The following is a 7,690-nucleotide window of genomic DNA, read 5'->3' as shown; positions in this document are numbered from 1 at the left end:
CCCCACCTCCCCCACTATCCCCAAAATAGGGGTTCCTTCATGTTAAAATTAATCGGCTTTCAAAGCAGTAGCAAGTTTCTTGCAAAAATATGGTTCAGTACACTCTCGCTCAAAGCCCAGATATCATCCTCACTGTACCTGGTAAAGATTCAGCCAAAGCCCGCGAGAAAGCGATGGATCAGCTGATGCAACTCATGGATGAGGGTAAGTTACCTACGGAACTCGAAGACGGATTTAGTGCCAAACAATTAATCGAGGTCAAAGAAGTATCAATGGATACTACTAACGGTGAGGACGAAATTACTCAAGCTGTTCAAATTCTCAGTAACCTAGCTACACTAAAACTGAAAGTCCAAGACTCACGCGCCGAAGCATTGGAAGTTCGCAAACAGGTTGATATCCTCTTCTCAGACGATTCTGTAACAGAAGAGGAAATTACTCGGCTTAAGGAAGGTTTTAAGGTTCTCAAAACTTTTGCTCAAGCAAATTTACGTTATCAGGAAGCAAAAGCGAAAGCAGAACAGGCTAGGCAAATACTAGATCGCGCTTTGAAATCGGCGGATAAGTAATAGTTGGTAGTTGGTTGGTGATGGTTGCTAGTTGCTGGTTCCAAACACCAAACAACAACCCTACCCTTACCTTAAGCCACTTCGTGTCTACGGGTTCGCCAGTCCCCCTACCCTTACCTTAAGCCGCTACCTGCGGAAGCCGCTTCGCGTCTACGCGTCTACGTGACGGAGACCGCCTTTTTGGGGGGCTGGTCTCACCAACAAACAACAAACAACTATCCCTTAATTTTCCTCACAGAAGAAGATGTGGGCACAGAGTTATTTCTGATGTCTGTGTCATCATCATCACCAACACGTTCTACGCTCATGTTCTGCCTGTAATACTGCTGATAGTAGGTATAGGAACCAGGTACGGCATCTCTGGACTTATTAGCTACCAATCCCAAGATAGGTGTGCCGGATATTTGTAGCTCTTCTAATGCTTGTTGGAAGACGGTACGCTTTAACTTACCTAAACCAGCAACTAGTACCATACCATTGGTGTTAGCTGCCAATAAAGTTGCATCAGCAAATCCAACTAAAGGTGGTGTGTCATAAATTACTAAGTCAAAACTACTATGTAAGTCCTGCATCAAGTCCTGCATTTTCTGAGACGCGAGCAACCTAATTGAGTCTGGGGGAACAGGGCCAGCAGAGAGGACATAGAGATTGTCTTCTAGAGGCGATCGCTCAATCACGTTGCTCCAGTCTAAGTCAGAAGAAATAACATCCGTCAATCCCTGAATATTCATTAACCCTACGCGTTGGTGTAGGCTGGGAGAACGTAAATTTGCATCTACAAGCAAAACTCGGTGTCCCATTGCAGCTGCTGCCAAGGCTAAATGTACAGCAACTGTTGATTTTCCATCTCCTTGTCCTGCGGAACTGATCACAAGTGAACGAATTGGTGCATCAGAACCTAAAAGCAGAATATTGGTGTAAAGAGAGCGAAATACTTCAAAAAATGAAGCGCGAGCTGCTTGCTGCAAACCACTAGAAGTGTTACCTGCATTTGTGGAGAGGGCAATTTCTTTTCTTAAAGGAACTACTCCTAATAATGGCAATCCAATAGTTTCCTTAAGTTCTTTGGAAGTATAGAAGACATTGCTGAGTTTATCAACAACTAGAGCTGCTCCTACTCCCATTAACAAACCTAACATTCCTCCCAATATTAAATTTCTCTTAGCGCTATCTGAGATGGCGTCAGGTTCACTCACTTTTGTCAATTGAGGATCTAGTAATCTCCAAGGTTGTAATCTTTGAGCATACTCGATTTGTAATGCTTGTTGCTTGGCTGAAAATTGGCTTAAGCCTTCGGTGGCAATTTTTAATTCTCGCTGAATGTTATCGTAATCACGACTCACTGCTGCTAAAGCTCGCAAATAACCATTGAGATTATCTATTTTTTCACTAATAGCCAGATCACGTGCTTCCAATTCCCGGATGCGGCTTTGAAAATCTCTGTTCACCCGCGCTCTTTCTTCCTCCAACATCGAAATCATGCTGTCTCTTTGTTGAGAAAGGCGTACCATGCCTTCTTCTTCCTCAGTGAATATAGATCCTCTTTGAGCAATTTCCGCATTTGTTTGCTGAAGTTGATCAAGAATTTTTTGGTAGCGGGGGTTCTCACTGAGTAGTGAATTACTAGCTAATGCACCCGGTTGTTGCAAGAACTCTTTTTGCAACTCCTGATATTTGGCTCGCATTTGTTCTAGCATCACACGATTTTCTAGTTGCTGCTGTGTCAATGTAGCAACATGACTGGATACTTCCTGTGCTTTCTGGGCTGGTTCGACTAAATTATTCTTCTGTCTGATTGTTCGCAGTCGTTCTTGCCAGTCTTTGACTCGTTGTTCTAATGGTTTTCTTTGTTTTTCTACAAATTCAATTGCCTGCTCTACGTCGTTACGGCGTTCTGCCAAACTATATTGCAAATAAGCATCTTTAATACTATTTAGCAAATCTGTAACTAGCTGCTGATCTGCATCGATATATTGAACTTGTAAAATGTGTCGCTGTTTTGACTCAATCTCTAAGTTCTCAATTACATAGTCGTATTCTATTTCTGGGTACTTAGTCTGAAGCTTTTTGATGACTGGCTCTAGTATTCTACGACTTTGTAAAACTTTTATTGTTGTCTTGATTTCTTCGGTGGTTTCTGGAGCTGCGATCGCGTCTTTGCCATCTCCTATAGTTTGAGGAACATTAGCTATAACTTTACCCTCACCAGTCACAGGTTTGGTTAAAATTTCAAAGCTGCCTTGGTATACTGGTGGATCTGTTTCTGCTTTTAATGCCCCTGCGGTTGCTACTACGCCGGTTAAACCAGCTATTAATAGCGCTCGTCGACGAAGGGCTGCTCCCACTTGACCTAAATTTAATCCGCCTTCATCAGCATCGTTTAATTGAGCAGAGTTGGCTGTTAACAACGGGTGATGATATTTTTCTGATTTCAGCATAGCCTTAGTAAATTTAACTACATTACTGACCGAAATAATCGGATATTCAGAATTCAGAATTAATAAAGTCAAAAGCAGAAGCCCGCAGTTTGATCATGTATAGATCAAAAAAATTATTTTCTTTGTCTGGGGTTCCCAGCTTTAATTGTGGGGTAATTCTAAATACTGAATTCCTCATTTCAATTCATTGTCACCCTGTATTAAGTCTTGAAAATGCCCGTTAATTTGGAGCGATGCACTATACATACAGTAACATTACGTAAGGTAGATTGGTAGCTTAATTTAGACAGTTAATCAAGCTGTATATAGATTTTTTATACGTGCATCCTGCCATCTATACCTCCGGGTACTCCCATCAAGCGTGTGATAGCACTTGACGGTGATGAGTAATGGGCGCTGTTGCCTATTACCAACTACCGCACATTATATTTTGCGATTTTGCGAAATTGCGATCGCTACCACAAGTTTGGTAAAATTACAGTTAAATAAATTTGACAGCAGCCAACAATAATGTTTGGCTGGCTACTTTAGTTTTACTCTTTGAATTAACTGGGGCGCTAGGATTCGAACCTAGGGATGGCGGGACCAAAACCCGCTGCCTTACCGCTTGGCTACGCCCCATTGCGTTTTCGCTGTTTAACAATATAGCAGTTTTGACTATGGTTGTGTCAAGTACTTTAACCCAGAAATTTTGAGTGTATTAGTGGATGCACTGGGGAGTGTGAGGAGTAAGTATTAAACAACCACTAACAACCACCAACCACCAACAAAGGATATCAAACCAAAGCCTTGACTTGTGCCAGTAGGATTACAGTTGACATTATTTTCATCTGGCTGCAATCTAAATGTGTGCATCCAGCAATTTTGGCTAGTTCAAGTGTTATCTGCAAGGGGAGAACTAGAAACATCAAGTCAAAATCAAAAGTCCTTGATTGTTTGCAGCTTGAGACTAGTTGTCGGTTGAATGATTACTCTGTGAACAGCATTAATTTGAGACAAATTTTATTGATAAGCAAATAATTATGCCTTTTAGTAGGTCAGGGATTAGCATTAGTGTTATTTATGAGTTAGTCGCGCAATTCATTTTTACTATACCAACGTTCCAAAAACATAAAATACACGACTTTCGGGGATTGATTTATGGGCGCGACTATATATTTGAGCCTATAGAAGGTTTAAAAAAAGGTTATATGACCGCGCAGTGTAAAGGTGTCAAGCGTGGTGACTGGATTATTTTAGAAGATGATAGTCGCTCTTATAGATATCAAGTTGAGCAGATTGATTACTACTCAGAACCATCAGACATGTGGATAGCTTTGCTTAATCAAGCAATAGTGGAAGAAACTTAAAAATTAGTTCAAAATTACAGGTTTAGACCCCTACACCCCCATTTCCATAAACTCCTCAGAGCAAACTTTACCCAAGATTAACCTAATTATGTTTTTTTGATGAACTTTACGTACATCGTGAGTGTTATGTATGTATACTAATAGCTTAGAAAAGCTACGTAAGCATCTTCCGCATTCAGGGTTGTTAATTCGTCAAAAATCTACCTCTGCAACAATTAAAAACGCAGTTTTACGGTAAAAATTTCACAAATTTATACCATGGGTGTTAGCAAAACTAAAGCTTCTTAGTTATATGATCGTAAGAAAATATACTTACATTTCAAAAACATTAGCATTGTAGCCATACCTTATTTTCCCAAGGTAAGGCGCGGGTATTTCCTGGGTGCAAAGAATAAAAAAGAAGTGAATCTATTAGTTGTTGGGTGCAAAGTTTGGGAAGTTCTTCGCTTTTTTTTACCTGAATATCCGGATAAGCACTGAGAAAGCTAGTTAGATGTTAACAGGAGCCATTGCATAGCCAAAATAGAATAGCCTAAGGAAATTGAGTAAACATGTCAAAAGCAGTAGAAGTTAAAATCTCAGAAAATACAATTGTTGTGGCGTCTGTTGAGCAAATTTCCTCTGATTTGGGAGGTGAAGCAGTAATTCTCAATCTTAAATCTGGTACATATCATGGTTTGAATGAAGTAGGAACATTGATCTGGAATTTGATTCAAACACCCAAAACTGTCAAGGATATAAAAGCAGCTATCTTGGCAGAGTACGAGGTCGAAGCCGAACAGTGCGATCGCGATTTGCTCAAATTACTTGAAGACCTTCTAGCTGCGGAACTAATAAATATTCAAAATGACGCTACTGTTTAAATTTTTGAGTTTTAATCCAGGCGATCGCCACTTATTAATCATGACCTTGATTTTACTGGCAGCTATGCGCCTGGGGTTGTGGTTACTGCCGTTTCGCACTCTTTTAAAACTGTTAGCAAAAATCAGTCAACCAGTCAGCACACAAACTACAAACCAAGTATCCATCCACAAGATTGTCTGGGCCGTAGAGGTAGCTAGTCGTTATATGCCTGGTGTCAAGTGCTTAGCCCGTGCCTTGACTACGCAAGTCCTGATGAATCGGCATTGTCACCCTTGTCAACTCCGTATCGGTGTCGCTAAAGACAACAAAGGAATCCTAGAGGCTCATGCTTGGATAGAACATCAGGGAAAGATTGTGATTGGGAATCTCACAGACCTTTCTCGCTTCATTCCCCTGCCAACGCTAGAAGGAGTCAAGTTATGAGTGGGATGATGGGAATTTACTATCTTGACGGACGTTCTGTAGACAAGCAAGACTTAGAAAAGATGGTAAATACTCTAGCTCACCGTGGCCCTGATGGTGCAGATATCTGGCATGATGGAAATCTGGGTTTTGGCCATAGAATGCTGTGGACTACCCCCGAATCTCTACTAGAAAAGTTACCTCTAGTTAATCAAACAGGTGATTTAGTCATTACATCCGACGCTCGGATCGATAATCGAGAAGAATTATTATCTATATTACAAATAAATGATTGTCCAGTCGAAAAAATAACGGACACTCAACTAATATTAGCTGCTTATCAAAAATGGGGAGAGCTATGTTCAGAGCATCTACTTGGTGATTTTGCCTTTGCCATTTGGGATAGAAAAAAGGAAACACTCTTCTGTGCTAGAGACCATTTTGGAGTTAAGCCTTTTTACTACTACCATCAACCAAATCAAGAATTCATATTTGCTTCAGAAATTAAAGCACTTCTGTGTTTACCACACGTGCCACGTCGCCTCAATGAAGTTAGGATTGGCGACTACTTGGCATTGATGATGGAAGATCAAAAGATCACCACCTATAAAAATATTCTGCGACTTCCTCCGGCTCATAGTATGGTGGTCAGTCAATCAGGAATACAACTATGGTCTTACTGGTCACTTGACCCTGAGCATGAAATTCATTTAGCTGATAATGAAGCTTATGCTCAAGAATTTCGGCAGATCTTCACAGAAGCTGTAAAGTGTCGCTTGCGTACCGCCTTTCCCATGATCAGCCAACTGAGTGGTGGCTTGGATTCTTCTGCTGTGACTTGTGTAGCACGGAATCTGCTTGCGGAAGCAGGACAAACTCCATTGCACACCATCTCAAGTATTTTTGATAAAGTTACTGAATGTGATGAGCGCCCTTTTATCAATGCTGTACTAGAACAGGGAGGATTCATTCCCCACTACATTCATGGTGATGAGTTTGGCCCTTTGTCTAATCTAGATAGTATTTTTCAGTATGAAGATGAGGCTTTATTGGGTCCAAGTCATTTCTATCCTTGGATGATTTATCGCGCTGCCAAAGAACTGGGAATGCGGATTTCCCTAGATGGCTTTGATGGCGATACCACGGTTAGCCACGGGATAGCTAGACTCACTGAATTAGGACGTCAAGGTAAGTGGAAAACTCTCATCCAGGAAGCTAAAGCCATTGCGGCACATCACAATGTTTCACCATACGTAGTTTTTAGAAGTCATGGATTACCATATCTCCAGGATTTGGTCAAGAAGTGGCAATGGATAGAGTTCGTTAAAGCCGTACAGTTGATTCATAAACATTTTGGTGTTTCCCGGAAGTTGTTAATTATCTACCACGGAATTAAACCTTTGTGGGAACAAATACGACTATTTTGGAGGGGACAACACAGACAAAAAATATCTCCGGCTTCGTCTTTGCCTAAGACTCCTTTAGTTAATCGTAACTTTGCAAAACGTATTCGTCTGGATGAACGGATACAAACGTTAGACCCTCCACAGGAAGCGCCCCTGACTTTAAGACAGGAGCATTGGCGTAGTTTAACTCAAGGAATACTAGCCTACACCCTAGAACAGATGGATCAATATGCAGCAATGTTTTCTTTGGAAGTTCGTCATCCTTTCATGGATAAGCGACTCGTAGAATTCTGTTTAGCATTGCCTTCTGAACAAAAACTATATCAAGGATGGGGACGGATGATCATGCGTCGTGCTTTAGAGGGTATCCTTCCAGAAAGCATTCAGTGGCGTGGTGGAAAAGCAGACTTGTCACCAAACTTTAACAATGGGTTGCTCAACCGCGATCGCCAAATTCTCGATCAGGTGATGTCCCAAAAAATGAAAAACCTGGAGAAATACATTAACTTAGATTTCTTGCAAACAGCCTATCAACGCATACTTTCCGCAGAAAACCAAGCTAGCAACGATGATTGGATGGCAGTTTGGCAGGCAGTCATCTTAGCATCATGGCTGGACTTTAAAGGATTGACACCGTAATTTTCAAAACTTAGCAAACTTGG

6 protein-coding genes and 1 tRNA gene are annotated in these 7,690 nt (G+C 41.1%); 5 read left to right on the top strand and 2 right to left on the bottom strand.

The features are described from left to right. The first annotated feature begins 89 nt into the window (after positions 1 to 89). Positions 90 to 569 carry a hypothetical protein gene (locus tag UYI_RS0124280; protein ID WP_016869277.1) on the top strand — a complete coding sequence of 160 codons (480 nt, stop codon included), beginning with the start codon at positions 90 to 92 and terminating at the stop codon, positions 567 to 569. A gap of 215 nt (positions 570 to 784) precedes the next feature. On the opposite strand, the gene UYI_RS0124275 is transcribed toward UYI_RS0124280, so the two are convergent. Together UYI_RS0124275 and UYI_RS0124265 are read right to left on the bottom strand one after the other, a co-directional pair. After that, positions 785 to 3,007 carry a GumC family protein gene (locus UYI_RS0124275; protein ID WP_016869276.1) on the bottom strand — a complete coding sequence of 741 codons (2,223 nt, stop codon included), beginning with the start codon at positions 3,005 to 3,007 and terminating at the stop codon, positions 785 to 787. 549 nt (positions 3,008 to 3,556) lie between these two features. Next, positions 3,557 to 3,628: transfer RNA gene (locus UYI_RS0124265), tRNA-Gln, on the bottom strand. Between the two features lie 401 nt (positions 3,629 to 4,029). On the opposite strand from UYI_RS0124265, the gene UYI_RS40265 reads away from it, so the two are divergent. The 4 genes from UYI_RS40265 to UYI_RS0124240 all read left to right on the top strand — a co-directional run bounded on the left by UYI_RS40265 (position 4,030) and on the right by UYI_RS0124240 (position 7,667). Further along, a complete protein-coding gene (locus UYI_RS40265) occupies positions 4,030 to 4,356 on the top strand; it encodes a hypothetical protein (protein ID WP_016869274.1) in 327 nt (108 codons plus the stop codon). A gap of 551 nt (positions 4,357 to 4,907) precedes the next feature. Further along, complete coding sequence (locus tag UYI_RS0124250; protein ID WP_016869273.1) at positions 4,908 to 5,219, top strand: PqqD family peptide modification chaperone; 312 nt, start codon at positions 4,908 to 4,910, stop codon at positions 5,217 to 5,219. Continuing rightward, on the top strand, positions 5,203 to 5,643 hold the full coding sequence (locus tag UYI_RS0124245) for a lasso peptide biosynthesis B2 protein (protein WP_016869272.1): 441 nt from the start codon (positions 5,203 to 5,205) through the stop codon (positions 5,641 to 5,643). The genes UYI_RS0124250 and UYI_RS0124245 overlap by 17 nt, the downstream gene beginning before the upstream one ends. Further along, positions 5,640 to 7,667: a lasso peptide isopeptide bond-forming cyclase gene (locus tag UYI_RS0124240; protein ID WP_016869271.1), complete on the top strand. Its 2,028-nt coding sequence runs from the start codon at positions 5,640 to 5,642 to the stop codon at positions 7,665 to 7,667. Before UYI_RS0124245 ends, UYI_RS0124240 begins: the two co-directional genes overlap by 4 nt. Positions 7,668 to 7,690: the final 23 nt, after the last annotated feature.

The organism is Fischerella muscicola PCC 7414 (assembly GCF_000317205.1).
Taxonomy (GTDB): Bacteria; Cyanobacteriota; Cyanobacteriia; order Cyanobacteriales; family Nostocaceae; genus Fischerella; species Fischerella muscicola.
Note: the sequence above shows the minus strand (reverse complement) of the source record. Positions and strands in the feature narration are given on the sequence as shown.